This is a genomic window from Rudaea sp. (genome assembly GCF_047601565.1).
Lineage (GTDB): Bacteria > Pseudomonadota > Gammaproteobacteria > Xanthomonadales > Rhodanobacteraceae > Rudaea.
Window position 1 is genome coordinate 39626 of record NZ_JASGIY010000002.1, and the last position, 17792, is coordinate 57417.

The 17792-nt window shown below is 60.1% G+C and carries 18 protein-coding genes, 1 tRNA gene and 1 other annotated feature; of the genes, 5 read left to right on the forward strand and 14 right to left on the reverse strand.

Features of this window, described 5'->3' with window-relative positions; all coding sequences use genetic code 11:
* Positions 1-104: 104 nt before the first annotated feature.
* The gene (locus QM741_RS18380; protein ID WP_415209196.1) at positions 105-398 is read left to right on the forward strand and encodes a hypothetical protein; all 294 of its coding nucleotides are present in this window, start codon (positions 105-107) and stop codon (positions 396-398) included.
* Positions 399-605: 207 nt separating this feature from the next.
* Here QM741_RS18380 and QM741_RS18385 read toward each other — a convergent pair whose 3' ends face one another.
* Entirely contained in the window at positions 606-2516 is a 1911-nt protein-coding gene (locus tag QM741_RS18385) for a prolyl oligopeptidase family serine peptidase (RefSeq protein ID WP_415209197.1), read from the reverse strand.
* A gap of 202 nt (positions 2517-2718) precedes the next feature.
* Between QM741_RS18385 and QM741_RS18390 the strand changes: the two genes are divergently transcribed.
* A protein-coding gene (locus QM741_RS18390; RefSeq protein ID WP_415209198.1) for an IS3 family transposase occupies positions 2719-3941 on the forward strand; the annotation gives its coding sequence in 2 pieces (ribosomal slippage) (positions 2719-3001 and positions 3001-3941; 1224 coding nt in all).
* Positions 2994-3110 (forward strand) — a sequence feature (AL1L pseudoknot). It overlaps the preceding gene by 117 nt.
* A gap of 336 nt (positions 3942-4277) precedes the next feature.
* On the opposite strand, the gene QM741_RS18395 is transcribed toward QM741_RS18390, so the two are convergent.
* The 7 genes from QM741_RS18395 to QM741_RS18425 all read right to left on the reverse strand — a co-directional run bounded on the left by QM741_RS18395 (position 4278) and on the right by QM741_RS18425 (position 11171).
* Positions 4278-5528: a TonB-dependent receptor domain-containing protein gene (locus QM741_RS18395; protein ID WP_415209309.1), complete on the reverse strand. Its 1251-nt coding sequence runs from the start codon at positions 5526-5528 to the stop codon at positions 4278-4280.
* Positions 5489-7036, reverse strand: a complete 1548-nt coding sequence (locus tag QM741_RS18400; protein WP_415209199.1) for a TonB-dependent receptor plug domain-containing protein — start codon at positions 7034-7036, stop codon at positions 5489-5491. Before QM741_RS18400 ends, QM741_RS18395 begins: the two co-directional genes overlap by 40 nt.
* Positions 7037-7270: 234 nt before the next feature.
* Positions 7271-8299, reverse strand: a complete 1029-nt coding sequence (locus QM741_RS18405) for a FecR family protein (protein ID WP_415209200.1) — start codon at positions 8297-8299, stop codon at positions 7271-7273.
* A complete protein-coding gene (locus QM741_RS18410; RefSeq protein ID WP_415209201.1) occupies positions 8296-8784 on the reverse strand; it encodes an RNA polymerase sigma factor in 489 nt (162 codons plus the stop codon). The genes QM741_RS18405 and QM741_RS18410 overlap by 4 nt, the downstream gene beginning before the upstream one ends.
* Before the next feature lie 211 nt (positions 8785-8995).
* Entirely contained in the window at positions 8996-9262 is a 267-nt protein-coding gene (locus QM741_RS18415) for a DksA/TraR family C4-type zinc finger protein (protein ID WP_415209202.1), read from the reverse strand.
* 2 nt (positions 9263-9264) lie between these two features.
* A complete protein-coding gene (locus QM741_RS18420; RefSeq protein WP_415209203.1) occupies positions 9265-9528 on the reverse strand; it encodes a DUF3297 family protein in 264 nt (87 codons plus the stop codon).
* A 164-nt stretch (positions 9529-9692) separates the two neighbouring features.
* On the reverse strand, positions 9693-11171 hold the full coding sequence (locus QM741_RS18425) for a WS/DGAT/MGAT family O-acyltransferase (protein ID WP_415209204.1): 1479 nt from the start codon (positions 11169-11171) through the stop codon (positions 9693-9695).
* Between the two features lie 180 nt (positions 11172-11351).
* On the opposite strand from QM741_RS18425, the gene QM741_RS18430 reads away from it, so the two are divergent.
* A complete protein-coding gene (locus QM741_RS18430) occupies positions 11352-12515 on the forward strand; it encodes a cation:proton antiporter (protein ID WP_415209205.1) in 1164 nt (387 codons plus the stop codon).
* 80 nt (positions 12516-12595) lie between these two features.
* A complete protein-coding gene (locus QM741_RS18435) occupies positions 12596-12904 on the forward strand; it encodes an EthD family reductase (RefSeq protein ID WP_415209206.1) in 309 nt (102 codons plus the stop codon).
* Between the two features lie 10 nt (positions 12905-12914).
* Here QM741_RS18435 and QM741_RS18440 read toward each other — a convergent pair whose 3' ends face one another.
* Genes QM741_RS18440 through QM741_RS18450 form a run of 3 tightly spaced genes read right to left on the reverse strand, consistent with a single transcriptional unit; the run spans position 12915 to position 15038 of the window.
* Complete coding sequence (locus tag QM741_RS18440) at positions 12915-13151, reverse strand: formate dehydrogenase subunit delta (RefSeq protein ID WP_415209207.1); 237 nt, start codon at positions 13149-13151, stop codon at positions 12915-12917.
* Positions 13148-14017, reverse strand: a complete 870-nt coding sequence (fdhD, locus tag QM741_RS18445; protein ID WP_415209208.1) for a formate dehydrogenase accessory sulfurtransferase FdhD — start codon at positions 14015-14017, stop codon at positions 13148-13150. Before fdhD ends, QM741_RS18440 begins: the two co-directional genes overlap by 4 nt.
* Positions 14018-14066: 49 nt before the next feature.
* Positions 14067-15038: a molybdopterin oxidoreductase family protein gene (locus QM741_RS18450; protein ID WP_415209209.1), complete on the reverse strand. Its 972-nt coding sequence runs from the start codon at positions 15036-15038 to the stop codon at positions 14067-14069.
* On the opposite strand from QM741_RS18450, the gene QM741_RS18455 reads away from it, so the two are divergent.
* Positions 15037-15447: a hypothetical protein gene (locus QM741_RS18455; RefSeq protein ID WP_415209210.1), complete on the forward strand. Its 411-nt coding sequence runs from the start codon at positions 15037-15039 to the stop codon at positions 15445-15447. The two genes, QM741_RS18450 and QM741_RS18455, sit on opposite strands and share 2 nt — an antisense overlap.
* Here the strand turns inward: QM741_RS18455 and QM741_RS18460 are convergent.
* From QM741_RS18460 to QM741_RS18470, 3 genes are all read right to left on the reverse strand, one after another.
* Positions 15393-16001: a hypothetical protein gene (locus QM741_RS18460; RefSeq protein WP_415209211.1), complete on the reverse strand. Its 609-nt coding sequence runs from the start codon at positions 15999-16001 to the stop codon at positions 15393-15395. The genes QM741_RS18455 and QM741_RS18460 overlap by 55 nt on opposite strands.
* A 155-nt stretch (positions 16002-16156) precedes the next feature.
* A complete protein-coding gene (locus tag QM741_RS18465; RefSeq protein WP_415209212.1) occupies positions 16157-17371 on the reverse strand; it encodes a tyrosine-type recombinase/integrase in 1215 nt (404 codons plus the stop codon).
* A 177-nt stretch (positions 17372-17548) separates the two neighbouring features.
* Positions 17549-17624 (reverse strand) — tRNA-Lys (locus QM741_RS18470).
* Positions 17625-17792 lie beyond the last annotated feature (168 nt).

The window sequence follows — 17792 nt, forward strand, 5'->3', positions numbered from 1 at the left end:
TCGCAGGCGAAGCGGCCAGCCGTACTTCAGGGTGCGACAGGGTTTGATACGATGCTCCCGCTCACCACGCCGGGAGCGATCCGGCTCCTGCCTCGCGATGCCTCATGCTCGTCCGTTTCTCCGCCAATCACACGCACTTGTATCCGGGAGCGATCCTGCGCCGCCTGGACGATACGGACGAATCACGCCTCTCACCGGGCGACGAAGTGCTGGTGGAGTTTAGCGAAGGCGTACTCGCATCCGGGCAAGTGCTCGAGGCCGATAACGACGCGGTCGTGTTGCAGATGCCGACCTATCGCACCCAGCGGCGCACCGACGTCGCGGCGCGCACATGGCGCCTCGTTGCTGCGGAAGAGCCGGGACTGATGCGGGTGCATCGCCGCTTGCTCTCGGCATAAGTCGATAGATCTCGACTACAGATCTAGTCGCCGTTACAAGCGGTACTGGCCTCCCTCGGAATATCAAGCTGCACCTCTATCTTGCGCCAGCACATGTACTGTTCACGCTTAAAGATCGAGGTACTCGTAGCGTTTCTGCCGGAAGTGGAGCCAACCGATATTCCTTCTGAAAATGAAAGCTCAATCCCGAAGCTCTCATAGATATATTTAATTAACGCTGCTCTTTTCTCTGAGATACCTATCGAACCATTCGGTCATTCTGTCAATCATATCACGCATGTCCTCAGTGCCCGAGATGCTGTGCCCTTCGCCGGAGTATTTAATATAAGTTGCTTCCTTTCCTAGCCGGCGCAAAGACAAGTACACCTCGTCAGACTCATGAGCCGCAACTGCGGTATCCGCGGTACCTTGGATAAGAAGAACTGGCGTGGTAACACGGTCCAAGAAAAAAAGAGGAGAGTTGGCAATATACCTATCTCGAACACTCCAAAGGCTTCCCCCCATACGCCCCTGCGCGCCTTCGACCCATCCAATCCGCCATCCGACGCCCGCCGGCGACATGCCACCGTAGCTTTCAATCAAATTTCCTATGCCTGCCGAAACTACGGCAGCCCGAAATCGACCGCTTTGCACCAATACCGAAAGAACACCATATCCGCCATAGCTATGCCCCATGATTCCGAGTCGTTCCGGATCTGCAACTTTCTCCGAAATGAGCTTATCAACGCCAGGGAGCAAGCTAGCCGCTATGTCACTCATTGGAGTTCCAACTCGCGCTTCCGTATCAGCATAGAGAACCGCATAACCGCGAGTCGCGAACATGTGCAAATTTTCGTATGGCAGCGTTAGAGAATTAATACCACGCAATCCAAACGTGTTTAGCGTGTTTACACTTGTCCAACCGGGACTATCATGTGAACCGCCGTATATCTTTACAATTAGAGGATATGGCTTACCTGCAACATAACCTGGAGGTAACAGCAATGCGCCATCCATTATCCCGCCACTGGGTGCGGTCCATCTTATATGTTGACTTGATCCAAAATCATAATGGTTCAATTCTTTATTTAACGACGTCAATTGCCGCCTATGCTGCAATTTGGAATTGCTTACCCAAAGTTGGGGGCCATAATCTGAGGCTTCCTGCGCGAATACAAACACTCTTCCATTATTACTCAACTGTCCGAGCCCATCGAGCGCAACACGGTCTTCATACACTATTTCCAAACGATCATTACTCTTATCGAATAGTCCAAACCCCGCCTTATCTGTGAGGCTATTATAGGTTTGAACAACTATATTTTTGGCACTCCTATCTGATCTAGCCGCATCATTAGTAGCCAAGAGAGCGGAAATCGTGGCATGAGTAGAACTAACGATGGACGCAGTTGCAGCACCTCGTATGTCTATCCTCCATAGTGTCTTTTTCGTACCCCCAATAAGCGCTAATATCTCCGTTGAAGATCGCCATACTGGAGCATCAAGAACGTTACTTGGAACATCAGCTTCCAATAGTGCGGAATGCAAATCACCGCCAATATGCTTTGTGAAGCCATTTCTGACATCAATAACAAAACACTCGTGGAGCGTGTCCATTCCAGAGTCAAATATTGCAATTTTATTTGAATCCGGCGACCAGCTGAAACGCAATGGAGAGGCCCACTGCACGAGTTTTGGATTCAGTACTTGCACGAGGTGTGTAGTCAAATTCACCGTCTTAAGTGCAACAAAAATCCGAGGTGCACTAGATGCACTTAATGGAAGTAAGTCCGTATAAGCGACGTTCTGGCCATCTGGAGAGACCTTGAAACTCATTAGATGGGTATTTGTCGAAACTCGAACATAATTCCGCGTATTTGTATCCACCGCAACTAGGTCGCCCTCATATAAATCAAGAACGCTTGATTCCTGCTTTGTGTCATCCGTGCTATAAACACTTACACTCGATTCATTATTGCGTGCTTTGCCTGCAAGTTTCTCTATAGAAGGCGAGATTGATACGCCGGACGACAAGGCCGGAACAATTATGGTCTTCCCATTCAAGAGCCACTGAGGGCGAAAATAATCAACAAGAGATAATGGAGTGGTTCTTGGAATTACATCAGGAATGGTGACCAAATCACCATTTGTGGCATCCCATACTCACAAACGAGCATCGTCCCCAGACCCGACAACATAAGTTAGCTTTCGACCGTCCGGAGACCAAATTGGATTCGAGATGCTAGATTCCGACGAATCGATAATCGTCTCATTACCATCTCTGATGTCAATGAACCGCCCCGGGTTTGTCGGAGGCTCCCACTCTTGAGAGGATGGAGCAATGACAAACACGAAGTATTCTGCGGAAGTGAGAGAGCGAGCGGTGCGGATGGTGCGCGAGCACCAAGCCGAATACGGCTCGGAATGGGCGACGATCGCCTCGGTGGCCGGCAAGCTGGGCTGCACGTCGGAGACGTTGCGGCGCTGGGTGCGGCAGGCGCAGGTCGATGAAGGCCGGCGCGAGGGGTTGAGTACGTCCGAGCGTGATCGGCTCAAGGCGCAGGAGCGAGAGATTCGCGAACTGCGCCAAGCGAACGAGATCTTGCGCAAGGCGTCGGCGTATTTTGCCCAGGCGGAGCTCGACCGCCGATTCAAGCCATGATCGCGTTCATCGACGATCACCGAGCCATCCATGGAGTCGAGCCGATCTGCCGCGTGCTGCCGATCGCTCCGTCGACGTACCGCCGCCACGCGCGGGAACGTCGCCATCCGGATCGACGTTCGGCGCGGGCGCGTCGTGACGACGACCTGTGTCAGGCGATCCGGCGCGTCTACGCCGAGAACCTGCAGGTGTACGGCGCGCGCAAGGTATGGCGGCAATTACTGCGTGAGGGCGTGCGCGTGGCGCGCTGCACGGTCGAGCGGCTGATGCGCAGGCTGGGCCTGCAAGGCGTGATCCGCGGCAAGCCGGTAAAGACCACAGTCAGCGACAAGGCCACGCCGTGCCCGCTGGATCGCGTCAACCGGCAGTTCCACGCCGACCGTCCGAACGCGCTGTGGGTCAGCGACTTCACCTACGTGTCGACGTGGGCGGGCTTCGTCTACGTGGCCTTCGTGATCGACGTGTTCGCGCGCCGCATCGTCGGCTGGAAGGTGTCGCGATCGGCGCGCACGGACTTCGTGCTCGACGCGCTGGAGCAGGCGCTGCACGATCGACGACCGGTGCAGCAAGCCCTGATCCACCACTCCGACCGCGGCGTGCAGTACGTGTCGATCCGCTACACCGAGCGGCTGGCGCTGGCCGGCATCGAACCGTCGGTCGGCCGCGTGGGCGACTCCTACGACAACGCGCTGGCCGAGACGATCAACGGGCTGTACAAGGCCGAGGTCATCCACCGCCGATCCTGGCCGAACCTGGAAGCCGTGGAAATGGCGACGCTGGCGTGGGTGAACTGGTTCAACCACCACCGCCTACTCTCCTCGATCGGACACCGACCGCCGGCGGAAGCCGAAGCGATATATCATCAGCAACAGCAACACCGTGAGATGCCGATGGCGGCTTGACTCACACCAACCAGCCTCCGACGTTCCCGGGGCGGTTCATCAATTACACGTAATTTATTTTTGAGAAACCTGAATCGAGAATCGTCGCCTTCAGGTAGGTACCCTTCTTTGGGAAGATTTGTCAGTAACGCAACACGGTCACCAAGTGGCGACAACGCATAAGATGCAATAGTTTCAAAATGCTGAAGAGCAGACCAAGTCACCGGTCTGACAGTCCTTGAATCGACTTCTAACCCATAACACTCAACTGAGAAAAATAGAGTATATGAAAATGCAAGAATTGATATTTTTAGAAAATAAAAACGCGCAACGGATAATTTCAGCATAATTATTTACTTACCAAGAAATCGAGCATTGCATATAGATCATTCTCCCCAATGCATTTGCATTAGCTCCGTCAAAGTTGACATTAAATATTGGATTATATAGGAATGGTGGATTGCGATTTGTAAAATTATTAATCCCCGCCATTAAAGTAGCACTACCTTGCCCACCGAATACTCCTTCCCATTTATATCTGGCATTAGCGTCAAATGTCGCCCAAGATGCGACAGGGATATTCAATCCTGATCTATTATCAGAATACGAGTCCACGTAATTACCGTACAATCCAATTGATATTTGTCCACGAGAATATATAAGCCTCGATCTAATTTTTAGATCAATCGGGTTAAATGGAGTATTCAGCAGGCTAGTCAACGGAGTTAGAGAGGAAAACCGATTTTCAAATTTGATTATTTTTGTTGTCGTCCCCCCAGCTTCCACGTCACCACCAAATGTCGAGAATCTCCATGATAGATCTAGATCTATACCGCTGGTTTTGACTACAGATAGATTATTTTCCCTGTAATCAACGAGCGCATCTATTGTTGCCAGATTAATCCCGAACGGATTAATAAACCCCGGAGTTTGCGAAATCTGCTGGATAATTCCGATAGCTGGATTTCTCTGTACTATCTTAGGCCCGAGAATTGTTTCATTTTCTAGCGCGTACAAATAAGTTATTAATCCGGACGGATTAGCAATACGATCACGAAATGTTATGTTGTAATAAGTGCCACCAGCACGAAATCCTGTCGAGCCTTCTGGCGCCCAGTCGAATCCTACGGTCCAGGAACGCGCTTTCTCCGGCCCCAGATTAGGATTACCTCCAAATACAGAGACAGTATTTGTACATGTGGATGTATTTGAGAACGGAAAGCAAGAATAGCTTCCCGAAGCGGGATCATTTAGTGGAAGGACAACCGCTTGCGATGGGATCGGATTCAAATCGCTAAGCAACGGCGCCCTGAACGATGTGCCCGCTGTTCCGCGAAATTTTAGCGTTGGTAGTGGTTGATAGATCAGCCCAAATTGTGGATTGTTAGTGTCACCAAAATCACTGTAATGCTCATATCTGTCTGTAAGGCTCGCTTCTAATATGGCAGAACCATTCGTATCCTTCTGTTCTCCGATGAGCGGAAGCCTAAGTTCAACGAATCCTGCGTAGACTTTTCGAGCAGGCTCAAAACTTGACTTCGTTATGCTGGAAGTGCCGAAGTCCGATTCTAGGTAAGAATATGCCTCGTGCCGAAATTGCGCTCCGATGGCATAAGCAACTGGCCCAGCATAAGTGGAGCCAGTAAGCCGCTCAGCTTAGCATCTGCGGAAAACACGTTAGAATCGATGTCGCGTCCCAAATTTACGACGCTGTTAGTTATTGATTGCTGGAGAGTCTGTGATTTTGCATAAGAACTCGAGACATCAATTGCCGACCCCTCAAACACCTGAATCGTGGCGCCGAATGTGCCCAGGTAATTATGTATGTCAGACGGATATCGCTGGACTTGACCTGAGACGGCTGAATCGACGTAGGTCGTCCTATGTCCGAAGATCCCTTCGGCGAATAGCTCTACGTTATCACCAACCCCCTGCTGCGCATGCGCAAAAACTGATTGCCGCACTTGTTCTGGAAGCAATGAGAAAGGCTGAACTGCATCCTTAGAATAACTTCTATCGAGGGCACTCAAAGGCGTACGGTTATAATATTCGTAATTTATCAAAGCGGACCCGCCCCCCCATGTTCTACCAACGGTCTGTGATATCTGTGTTTCTCGGCTTCCTTCGTCGGACACTGCGCCGTACCGCGCACGAGTTTCTGCGCCGTCGTAATTTGACTTCAGAATGAAATTTATGACCCCACCTACTGCATCTGATCCGTAGATAGATGAGGCACCATCTGTCACAATTTCAATTCTTTCGACTGCCCCTAACGGAATGATTGAAATATCTGTTAATTCGCCGTTTATCCCACCGGGAGCAAGTCGTCTCCCATTGATCAGAACAAGGGTTGCATCGCTACCTAGCCCTCGAAAATTGGGAGCAGCCGCGCTGGTGATGTTTGCGCCCAATCCTGCGACAGCTCCAATAGTATTTTCAGAAGTTCCCGAAAAATTTTGTGGCAATCGCTCAATAAAATCCTGCAAGGTGCCTAGACCAGTTCTATCGATGTCATCACGAGTAAAGACCTGCATTGGAGCCGCCGTGCTATTAACACCGCGTATATTTGTCCCTGTAACAACGACCTCTTCGAACTGAACTGGCTTTGCCTGTGAAACTGATACTGAAGCATTCGCAGCGGGACTCTCTTGACTTTCTTGAACCGGGTGCGAGTCCTGTGAAGACTTCTTCTCGCTTTTTTTGCTGGCAGAATCCTGACCACTTCCCGAAGAAAGAGGATCCCCCTTCACGCCAGCTACCGGCCCCGCCGCGGGGGCCTTCTTCACCACAATCACATTGTTCGCGGTGAACTCGAATTCGAGTCCAGTCCCTTTCAAAATTTCCGTCAGCGCCTCGCGAGCCGATTTGGTTCCGATCACTCCGCCCGACTTGGCTCCGGCCACGTCCGCTTCGGTGAAAATCAATTGCATGTCCGACTGCGCGGCGAAGGCTTTCAGCGCCTTCGATACCGGCTGCGCGGCAATCTCATATGTTTTCGGTGCAGGATCGGCGGCATGTGCGGCGCTCGCAGCGATGCATATCGCAACCGTGGCCAGAAGCGCCCTTACCCGGTTCGCGCTCTTGTGAATGGCTGACGTCCGGACTCGTTGCTGCATTGATTTTCCCCATTGATTGATCTGCCTCCCGCAGCGAAATTGGTTGTCCTTGAAATATAGGGACAACCGAAGCGACCAACCCCTCAATCGTTTTTTGCAAAAAAAACTGAGAGCAAGAATTCTTCGTGATGCAAGCTAGATCAAAACCGCTCCTCGCCCTGCCCTCTCCCTCGTCGAGCGCGACGGGGGAGAGGGGAATGTAGATGCCGTTGCCGGCGCGCGGCACCGGGCCGGTTATTGGGCGCGCGTCAGCACGATGCGGCGGTTGGCCATGCGGTCGGCACGCAGATGAAAATAGTTTTGCAGGCCTTCGACGAAGAGTTCGTTGCGGCCGGCCTCGAAGCGGCCGCTGATCCGCGCGTCCTTCAGTTCCGGCGCGTCGAGCACGATCTGGGTGGCCGAATAGCGGTTCGCTTCCGCAATGGCCTCCGCGAGCGGGGTGTCGTTGAAATCGAGCTTGCGCGCGCGCCACGCTTCCACGCGCGGGATGTCCGCCGTCCGGCGTTCGGGCGGAGCCTTTGTACCGTAGGACAACTGCTCGCCGGCGGCGAGCGCGATTTCGTCGGGCTTCGCCGTCGCGGCGCCGGGCGGCGGCGCGGAGTCGGCGGGCATGACGGCGACCTTGCCTTCGATCAGCGTCACCGTCACTTTCTCGGCGGTCTTGTATACGTCGAACTGCGTGCCGATGGCGCGCACGGCGCGATCTCCGGCCGTGACGACGAACGGGCGGGCGGGATCTTTCGCGACCTCGAAGTTCGCCTGGCCGGAGACGAGTTCCACGCCGCGGCGCTCCGCGGTGAAATCCACGCGTATCTGCGTGGAGGTGTTCAAGGTGACGACCGATCCGTCCGCCAGCGGCACCGTAAGCTGTTCGCCGATGCCGGTGGCGTAGACGCCGGCCGCGCGATGCTGCATCCAGAACGCGGCGCCGACGGCGAGCAGCACGGCGGCGGCAGCGGCCCAAAGACGTTTTCTGTTGCGCGTGCGCGCGCTCGCGGCGCCGGCCTGCTGCGCGCGGCGGCGGGCGATGGCCCGGTGCTCGCGCAATACTTCCGGAGAACGCTCGATCGCCTTCAGGTCGTCCCAGAATTCGTCGATGGCCTCGAACTCGCGGCGGCGCGCCGGGTCGCCGGCGATCCATGCGCGGAAGCGCACGGCGTCGAGTTCGGACACGTTTTCCGCGCGCAGGCGGGCGTACCAGTCCGCGGCCTCGGCGGCAACGGACTCGCGCGCGGTGGACTTGTTGTCTCGGCTGTCGCTCATCGGGATTCCGCCACTGCCTTGCGCAAATGCGCGAGCGCCTGGCTCACGTATTTCTCGACCATCGATACGGACAAGCCGAGTTCGCGGGCGATCTCGGCATAGCTGCGCTGCTGGAAGCGGTTGAGCACGAACACCTCGCGGCACTTGGGCGCCAGTTGCGTGAGCGCGCCGCGCACGATCGCCAGCTCCTGTTCGGACTTGAGCCGGCGGTAGGCGCTCGGCTGTTCGTCGGCGATCTCGACGTCGTCGATATCGACATTCTGGTCCTCGCCGACGGTGCGGCGGCGCTTGGCCGCGTTGAGCGCGACGTTGTTGGCCACGCGGAACAGATAGGCCCGCGGATGGCGGATTGCCTCCGCCTCGCCCGAGGTGAGGACGCGGCAATAGGTTTCCTGCACGATGTCCGCCACCTCGTCGCGCTCGACGCGGCGGCGCACGAGAAACCGGCGCAGCGCCTCGCTGTACTTGCGGTACAAGGCATCCATCGCAATCCTTCTTCAGCCGTCTTCTGCGCGCGGGCGGCGCGGGCTGCACCCTCGCGCCGCACGATACACCGGCGCCGAACGCAGGTGTACTTCTATATAGACAATCGAGAGGGCCGACCCCTCAATGAGCGGCCGCTCGAAGTTTTCCCGTCCGCGCCGGACGCAGACGCAAAGCCGCGGAACCGGAATGCCGCACCGACCTACTTCGACTTCAGCGCAACTGGCTGTCCTTGCTGCCGCGCCGGTTGTAGCCGCTGAACGCGGCATCGGCCTTGTCGTGTTCCGACTGGCACGCAACGCACAGGCGCACGCCGGGCACGGCCTTGCGCCGCGCCTCGGGAATCGGCGCGTCGCACTCCTCGCAGCGTTTCAAGCTCGGGCCGCGCGACGCGGCGCTGCGGGCGCGCTTGATCGCGTCCGCGACCGTCGCGTCGATCTGATCCTGTACGGCGCCGTCGCCGGTCCAGCCCGTAGCCATCGCTACGACTCCTGCGGCTGCGCTTGCGCGGCGTCGAGGAAATACGCCTCGACCTTGCCGCTGAACTTCAGCGTCATCGGCCGCCCGCGGCGATCGAGCGCGCGCGGCACAGCCATGCGCACCCAGCCCTCGCTGACGCAGTATTCCTCGACCGTGGTCTTTTCCTCGCCGTTGAAGCGGATGCCGATACCTCGCGCGAGCACGGCTTCGTCGAAGAACTTGCTGCGCGGGTCGTTGGAAAGATGGTCGGGAGGCGTGTCGGACATGGCAATGGATTCTCGGCTGGAGTCACATGATAGTCATACCGTCATTCCGGCGAAAGCCGGAATCCAGCGACTTTCCTGTTCGCCCTTCGCAAAAGCGAAAGACACTGGATTCCGGCTTTCGCCGGAATGACCAGCAAAAAGATTTTCCCGCGCGGAAACGGCCGTCAAGAGAAGTGCGCCAGCGTCGCCTGCGCATCGTCCGCAGCGATGTCCCGTTCCCAGTCCTCCATCAGCGCGATCAGCACCAACTTCTCGAACTCGGGCGCGAAGCGCCGCGCGATGGCATCCGGATCGCGCACGCGTTTGCCGTCGGCGATCAGGCCGAAATGCACGCGGCCGTTGTACGAAAGGATCGACAAGCCCATGCCGATCGAGCCCGACTGCGGCACCCAGAACATGAGTTCTTCGACTTCGCAGCCGGCGAGATAGAGCGGCATCTGCGGACCGGGCACGTTGGTCGCGACCGTGCTCGCCTTGCGCGAGAACAGTTCGAGCGCGACGCGCTGGATGGCCGCGGGCGCCATGCCGACCACGGAAAGCAGGCCGAGGGTCAATGCCGCCTGCTTCGACTTCTTCAGCTCGCGCATGTTCGCGGCGACGCGTTCGAGGCGGCGCAGCGGATTCGCCTCGCCGATCGGCAAGTCGAGAAACACCAGGCCGAAATGGTTGCCCAGCTTCTTCGCGTGTTCGAGCGGACGCAGGTTGACCGGCACGGTCGCGCGGATCGTCAGGCCATCGACCTCCTCGCCGACGTCGCGCAGGTGCGCGCGCAACGCGCCCGCGGCGCAGGCGAGCAGCACGTCGTTGACCGTGCAGCCGAGCGCCTTGCCGACGATCTTCACTTCCTCGAGCGGCATCGGCTCGGCCCAGGCGACGCGCTTGGCCTGGCCGAGCGGGCCTTTGAACGCGGTCGGCGGATCGTCGGCCAGGGTCAGCGCGACCGCGAGTTCGCGCGCGATCTCGCCGCAGTCCTTCGCGACGAGTGCGACAACCTCGGGGTTGGCCAGCAACTCGCCGCCCTTCTCCAGCGCCTTCTCGCCGAGCGCGAGCGCCTGCGACAGGCCGGCCCCGGCCGGCGCGAGCAGGCGCCGCAGCACGCTGCCCTGGTCCTTCTTCAGCCAGACCTTGGCCAGTTCCTTGTGCTGCGCAGGCTTCGGGCTCGCGTCGGTCAGCGACAGCAGCACCTGCACGAGCGCCATGCCGTCGGCATAACAGTGATGGATGCGCGCGATCAGCACGCTGCCGCCGGGCTTGCCGTCCGCCGCGTAGTTCTCGACGAGATGGAACTGCCACAGCGGCTTGGCGTGATCGAGCGGCGTCGAGGCGAGTTCGCCGACGAATTTCTCGAGTTCGGATTTGTCGGCCTTGCCGGGCAGCGCGGCCATGCGCGCGTGCCAGTCCAGGTCGAAGCCGGCGTCGGTTTCCCAGTACGCGGAGCCGACCGCCTCGACTGCCTTATGGCGAAAGCGTCGGTAGGCGAGGAAGCGGTCTTCGAGCAGACGTTTCAAGCGCCCGGGATCGAGCCGACCCCTGAAGATCAGCACGCCGGTGATCATCATCAAGTTGGTCGGGCTTTCCATGCGCAGCCACGCCGTATCGACCTTCGACATGGCTTCGCGCGCTCTACTCAATCGGCCGGACATGGATTCCCTCGCGATGGTTTTTGTATGTCATTCCGGCAGGGACTGCCGGAATCCTGCGCCAAGGACGGCACGTTCGGATTTGCCGATGCCTTCACATCCCTGTGACTGGATCCCGGCAGTCCCTGCCGGGATGACGTTTTCCTTGTAGCATCCGGTGTCGCCTGGGAAAAGGCAAACGCAATGCAGCACGGCCACGACATCCTGCTCAGCCTGTTCGTCGTCTTCGCCGCCGCGCAAATCGGCGGCCGGCTGGCGCGCGCGGTCAAACTTCCCGGCGTGATCGGCGAGATCGTCGCGGGCTGCGTCGTCGGCCCGTCACTGCTCGGCTGGGTCGCGCCGTCCGAACCGCTCGAGATGTTGTCCGAGATCGGCGTCGTCCTACTGCTGTTCGCGGTCGGCCTGGAGACGCGCATCGACGAGATGAGGCGCGTCGGCCGCAGCGCGTTTCTCGTCGGCCTGCTCGGCGTGATCGTGCCGTTCCTGCTCGGCTCGCTGTGGGCGCACGGTTCCGGCTACGACTGGGCGAAATCGCTGTTCGTCGCCGCCGCGTTCGTCGCGACGTCAGCCGGCATCACCGCGCGCGTGTTGCAGGAACTCGGCGTGCTCCAGCGCGAGGAGTCGCGCGTCATCCTCGGCGCCGCGGTGATCGACGACATCCTCGCGATGCTGCTGCTCGGCATCGTCACCGCGCTGCAGTCCGGAGAGAACGTGCAGATCGGCAAGCTTGCCGTGGTCCTGGCCGAAGCGGTCGGCTTCGTCGTCGTCATCGGCCTGTTCGGCACGCATCTCGCGCGGCGCACGGGCGCGAAGCTCAAGGCGCGCAAAATCGACCTCCTGCCCTACGCACTTACGCTCTGCCTCGGCCTCGCATTCCTCTCGACGCAATTCGGCCTCGCCGCGATCATCGGCGCATTCCTCGCCGGCATGATCGCCTCGGAAACGCCGCAGCGCGAAAAACTCGAACACGACACGCGGCCGCTGCTCGCGCTGATGACGCCGTTCTTCTTCGTGCTGACCGGCGCGAAGATCGAACTGGGCGAACTCGCTTCGCCCGACGCGCTGCTGACGCTCGCGCTGATCACGGCGATCGCACTGGTCTCGAAACTGATCGGCGGCGGCCTCGGCGCGCTCGCGCTCGGCAGGCGCGGCGCGCTGATCGTCGGAGTCGGCATGATGCCGCGCGGCGAAGTCGGCGTCGTGATTGCCAGCCTCGGCCTCGCCGGCGGCGTGTTCCCGGCGCGCACCTATGCGTTGATCGTGGCGATGTCGCTGCTCACCTCGATCGTCACGCCGCCGCTGCTCGCGCTACTGCTGCGCCGGCGCAACGACGCGACGGCGCGCTGAATGCGGGCAGCCGCCACCGCACTTGCCCGGCGTGCGTGCGCGAGTAAGATACGCAGCATCAGCAGGAGGAGGAAAACACCGTGGCCCAATTGATCGCGTTGTACAACAAGCCGACCGATGTTGCCGCATTCGACGCGCATTACGCGGGCACGCATATCCCGCTCGCGAAGAAGATTCCCGGCCTGCGCCGCTGCCAGATCAGCACGGGCGCGATCGACACGCCGGCCGGCGCGGCGGCGTATCATCTCGTCGCCATCCTCGACTTCGACTCGAAGCAGGCGGTTCTCGACGGGCTCGCCTCGCCCGAGGGCAAGGCCACGGCGGGCGACCTCGCCAATTTTGCTCAGGCCGGCGTCGATCTGCTGATCTTCGATTCGAAGGGCGTCTGATCCCGGCGGTTCAGGTCGCCGCTAGCCTGGCGATCGCCGCGCGCGCGAGTTCGTTGAGATCCTCGCCGCCGTTCGCGACGAAGTGCGCGACGATCCTGCGCCGCATGCGCGGCTCCCAGAAGCGCACGATGTGGTTGAAGATGCCGTCGACCGCGAGCGTGCGGTCCTTTTCGGAATGAAAATAATCGGCGATGTCGTTCGCCATCTTGACGAGGGCGGCCGCGCCGTCGTGGTTTTGCATGATCATGCCGTCCGTTGTCCGAAAACCTCGTGCGCCGGTTGCGCCGCGCTGCGCGCAAGCAGCCTGCGCCCGTGCGCGTAGACGCCGTAGCCATCGGCGCGCGCGAAGCCGACGAGGGTGAGATTCGCCTCGCGCGCCAACGCGATCGCAAGCGCGGTCGGCGCGGAAACCGCGGCAAGGAAACCGATGCCGACCGTCGCCGCCTTCATCACCATCTCGTAGCTGGCGCGGCTGGTGACGACGAGGAAACCCGTGCATGGATCGGTGCCGGCGCGCTGCATCGCGCCGATCAGCTTGTCGAGCGCATTGTGACGGCCGACGTCCTCGCGCAGCAGCGCGATGTGGCCATCGAGGTTCGCCCATGCGGCCGCGTGCACGGCGCCGGTCGCGGCGTTGACGACTTGCAACGACGGCATTTCGCACAGCGCACGACGCAATGCGGCCTCTGCCACGTCGGGCGCTTCGGCTACGGCCGGCGGATGGCGCACGGCGGCGTCGAGCGTCTGCGCGCCGCACAGGCCGCAGCCGGTGCGGCCCGTCAGCTCGCGCACGCGATCCTCGAGCAGCGCGGCATTGGCGGCGGGAATGTCGATGCGCAGCTCGATACCGGCCAGCGCTTCGACGATTTCCACTTTTCCACATTGCGACACGTCGTCGACGATACCTTCGCTCAGCGAGAAACCGCGGGCGAAGTCTTCGAGGTCCGCCGGCGTCGCCATCATGACCGCGTGCGGGCGATCGTTGTAGACGAAGGCGATGGGAATCTCCTCGGCCACCGCGTCGCGCAGGCGCACGGCAACGCCGTTGCGGCGGCGTTCGACTTCGCGCCGGGCGACACCTTCGGGAAATCGGTTTTCGGAATCGCCTTTCAAAAAATTTGGCCCATGCTTCCCTTCTCCCGCCGGGAGAAGGGAAATATGGCTACTTCGTCGCCGCTTCTTGCAACAGCTCCTGTTGCTGCTCGCTGAACGCGCGATAGCGCCGCTGCCAGTCCGAAGGCTGGCTGACGCGCGCGATCTGCACTGCGGTCACCTTGTATTCGGGGCAATTCGTCGCCCAGTCGGAGTTGTCGGTCGTGATCACGTTCGCGCCCGAGAACGGAAAATGGAACGTCGTGTAAACGACGCCGGGCTGCATGCGGTCGCTGACCAGCGTGCGCAGCACGGTCTGCCCCGCGCGGCTCTGGATGCCGACCCATTCTCCGTTCGCGATGCCGCGGTCCTCGGCATCCTGCGGATGGATTTCGAGCACGTCCTCGCTGTGCCACAGGCTGTTCGGCGTGCGCCGCGTCTGCGCGCCGACGTTGTACTGCGACAGGATGCGGCCGGTGGTCAGGATCAACGGATACTTCGCGTTGACCTTTTCCGCCGTCGGCACGTATTCGGTCAGCATGAAACGGCCCTTGCCGCGCACGAATTCGCCGATGTGCATGGTCGGCGTGCCTTGCGGCGCCGCCTCGTCGCACGGCCATTGGATGCTGCCGAGTGCGTCGATCTTGGCGAAACTCACGCCGTGGAAGGTCGGCGTCATGCGCGCGATTTCGTCCATGATCTCGGACGGATGCGCGTAGTTCATCGGGTAGCCCATCGCGTTGGACAGAAGCTGGGTGATCTCCCAGTCCGCATAGCCGCTCTTCGGCCGCATCACCCGGCGCACGCGCGAGATGCGGCGTTCGGCATTGGTGAACGTGCCTTCCTTCTCGAGGAAGGTCGAGCCCGGCAGGAACACGTGGGCGAACTTGGCCGTCTCGTTGAGGAACAGATCCTGCACGACCACGCATTCCATCGCGGTCAGCGCGGCGGTCACGTGCTGCGTGTTCGGATCGGACTGGGCGATGTCTTCGCCCTCGATGTACAGCCCCTTGAACTCGTCGTCGAGCGCGGCCTCGAACATGTTCGGCGACGCGCTTGTAGGCCTTCACGGAGTTCTCGTCCAAAGTGATATTTTCGAGAATGCCTGGGGAGAACTTGCCGCAGCAGACGAGTTCATTGACATCGCGTTGAAGGTCATGGACGGCCCGACGAAAAAACGCTTCGTCGAAGCGGTCAAAAAACAAGGTTACGGCGACGCAACGATTGCCGACCCGACCATGTGCGATGCGGGACTCGCGCGGGCCGGCGTTCAAAATGATGGACTGCAGCCGCAGGCGCGACACGGAAAACTCGACGCCGGTCGTGGTACGCAGATTCACACGGACGGGATAGGCCGCATCGACCGCTGCCTGCAGATGATGATGGGTGACGGCGCTCATGCCGCACCTCCCACGTTCCCCATCCGGCCGCCGCGGCCCTGCCAGCGATGAAGGAAGCCGGAAGCCACGCGCACTCCATTGAGTGCGAGCAGCAGATGATCATCGCCGTCGGACAACGCGGCATCGTCTCGAAGCAGGTTTCGCGTCGCCAGCGCGAGCCGGCACAACGCCTCGTCCACCTCTGTCCAGCAGGTCATCAGCGTATCGTCGAGAGCTTTCATCGCGTCCTTGACGACCTTCGCCTGTTCCGCGGTCAAGTTCTGCTGCGCCCATTCTTGGGTCGCCTGGATCAACCTGCGGGCATGCGGGTGCGTCTGGCCCTGGGTTGCGGGCGCGCCCTGCTGCTGCACTTTGACGGTATAGGCGATGCCGTTGAGGCTGTCGCAGTGGGCGCGTGCTTCTTCCCACGCTTTGTCCGCGTCGGAGAAAGTCCCGACGCACAACTCCCCGACGCGCGCGGCCAGGGTTCCCTGGTGTTGCCGGACGTACACGATTGCCGAGCAGCGGTATTCCTGCGGCTCGTGGTTGGGGAGCGGCGCAAGCGGGACATTCGCGCCTGGTATGGCGAGGGCTTTCTGTTGCGCGGTTGAGGCACGCGCGACCATCGGAGCCGATTGAGCGTTGCCTTTCCGCGGGTTTGATACACTTTTCGCAGCCATGACTGGGTTCCCATGCTTCGTTGTGGTCAGGCCCGGCGGCGTGCTCGTAACACCCCGCCGGGCCGCTTACCGGCACATGCCGGATTCTGTTGGCGGCTCGTTCACCGGCTCGCCTTCTGCTTGAGCGGTACGACGTTCGCGCTGGTGCGCAGCGCGTCCAGGTAAGTGGCCCACGCCTGCATCATCTTCTTGCGCTCGGGCAGGTGCGCCGTGCGGTTGTAGGCGCGCCCGTTCGGGTCTTTGACAGCGTGCGCCAACTGGTGCTCGATGTAGTCGGGATGAAAGCCGAGCACCTCGTCGAGGATCGTGCGCGCCATCGCGCGGAAGCCGTGGCCGGTCATCGTCTCGCTGTCAAAGCCCATCGTGCGCAACGCGATATTGATCGCGTTCTCGCTCATTGGCCGGCCGGCGCCGCGGGCGCTCGGGAAAACATACTCGCTGCGCTGGGTGATGGGATGCAGCTCGCGCAGGATTTCCACGGATTGCGAGGCCAGTGGGACGATGTGTGCCGTGCCGGTCTTGCTGGTGGTGTAGCGCCATTCGGCGGCATCAAGACTCACGTCCGCCCAACGCATGGTGCGCAGTTCGCCCGGTCGCACGAATAGCAGCGGCGCCAGTTTGAGGGCCGCCATGACGGCCGGCGTGCCCTGATAGCTCCACATGGCTCGCAGCAGCGTCGCAACCTGCATCGGCTCGGTGATGCTTGCAAAGTGCCTGGACTGCGGTGCCGTGAGCGCACCCGCGAGGTCGGCCGCCGGGTTGCGATCGGCACGGCCGGTTGCAATCGCATAGCGAAACACCTGGCCGCAAAGGCTTCGCGCGCGGTGCGCGGTTTCCACGGCGCGCGCTTCGACCCGGCGCAGGGCCGCGAGCAATGCAGGCGCAGTCACTTCGGCGATCGGCGTGCGTCCGATGTACGGAGCAAGGTCGCTGTCGATCAATCTGCGCTCGCGCGCGATGGTGCCAACGGACAGCCCTTCCTTGCCACGCTTCGCCAGCCATTCCTTCGCGATCGCACCGAAGGTGTTTTCGGCGCGCTCCAACTGCGCGGCCTTGGCGGCGCGCATGGCATCGGCCGGATTGCCGCCACCCTTGAGCAGCTTGCGCGCCTTGTCGCGTTCCGCGCGTGCGTCCGCAAGTCCCATCGTCGGGTATTCGCCCAACCCGATCATGCTGGCGTTGCCGTTGAATCGGTAGCGATAGCGCCACAAGCGCGCACCGGTCGGACGCACCTCGATACACAACCCGTTCGAGTCGGCAACGCGGTAAAGCTTCGCCTTCGGCTTGAGCGCACGAAGCTTGGTGTCGGTCAGCATGTGAGTACTCCGCAAGTGAGTAATAGGCCGGAGCCAGTCGGCAATTACTCACGACGGTACTCACTTCTTCGCTGGATGTCTACAGACACGGGCGAACGTCCACAAACAAGAAACCCGCACAGTGGTGCGGGTTTTTCAATGCTTCCAAGCTTTGGCGGACGTCGGCGGATTACGAAGTGGTGGGCCGTGCTGGATTCGAACCAGCGACCAACGGATTAAAAGTCCGCTGCTCTACCGACTGAGCTAACGGCCCGTTTCATCCCGTCGACGATGTCGCGCGCGGCCAGCTATCGAATCCCCTTCTCTTGCGGAGGAGTGTGCGGTGCGGGCACGAAACGGCTGCAATGCGGCAGCCGGGTCGCGAATTCTAGTTGGCGCAGGTGATTTCAGCAAGAAAAGCATTACGCCCATTGGCCGGGCG

Bases quoted from the DNA above. Each gene is read 5' to 3' on its own strand.
- QM741_RS18380 (WP_415209196.1), top strand. From the start codon at position 105: ATGCTCGTCCGTTTCTCCGCCAATCACACGCACTTGTATCCGGGAGCG.
- QM741_RS18400 (WP_415209199.1), bottom strand. From the start codon at position 7,036: ATGCAGCAACGAGTCCGGACGTCAGCCATTCACAAGAGCGCGAACCGG.
- QM741_RS18405 (WP_415209200.1), bottom strand. From the start codon at position 8,299: ATGAGCGACAGCCGAGACAACAAGTCCACCGCGCGCGAGTCCGTTGCC.
- QM741_RS18410 (WP_415209201.1), bottom strand. From the start codon at position 8,784: ATGGATGCCTTGTACCGCAAGTACAGCGAGGCGCTGCGCCGGTTTCTC.
- QM741_RS18415 (WP_415209202.1), bottom strand. From the start codon at position 9,262: ATGGCTACGGGCTGGACCGGCGACGGCGCCGTACAGGATCAGATCGAC.
- QM741_RS18420 (WP_415209203.1), bottom strand. From the start codon at position 9,528: ATGTCCGACACGCCTCCCGACCATCTTTCCAACGACCCGCGCAGCAAG.
- QM741_RS18425 (WP_415209204.1), bottom strand. From the start codon at position 11,171: ATGTCCGGCCGATTGAGTAGAGCGCGCGAAGCCATGTCGAAGGTCGAT.
- QM741_RS18430 (WP_415209205.1), top strand. From the start codon at position 11,352: ATGCAGCACGGCCACGACATCCTGCTCAGCCTGTTCGTCGTCTTCGCC.
- QM741_RS18440 (WP_415209207.1), bottom strand. From the start codon at position 13,151: ATGATCATGCAAAACCACGACGGCGCGGCCGCCCTCGTCAAGATGGCG.
- QM741_RS18455 (WP_415209210.1), top strand. From the start codon at position 15,037: ATGTTCGGCGACGCGCTTGTAGGCCTTCACGGAGTTCTCGTCCAAAGT.
- QM741_RS18450 (WP_415209209.1), bottom strand. From the start codon at position 15,038: ATGTTCGAGGCCGCGCTCGACGACGAGTTCAAGGGGCTGTACATCGAG.
- QM741_RS18460 (WP_415209211.1), bottom strand. From the start codon at position 16,001: ATGGTCGCGCGTGCCTCAACCGCGCAACAGAAAGCCCTCGCCATACCA.
- QM741_RS18465 (WP_415209212.1), bottom strand. From the start codon at position 17,371: ATGCTGACCGACACCAAGCTTCGTGCGCTCAAGCCGAAGGCGAAGCTT.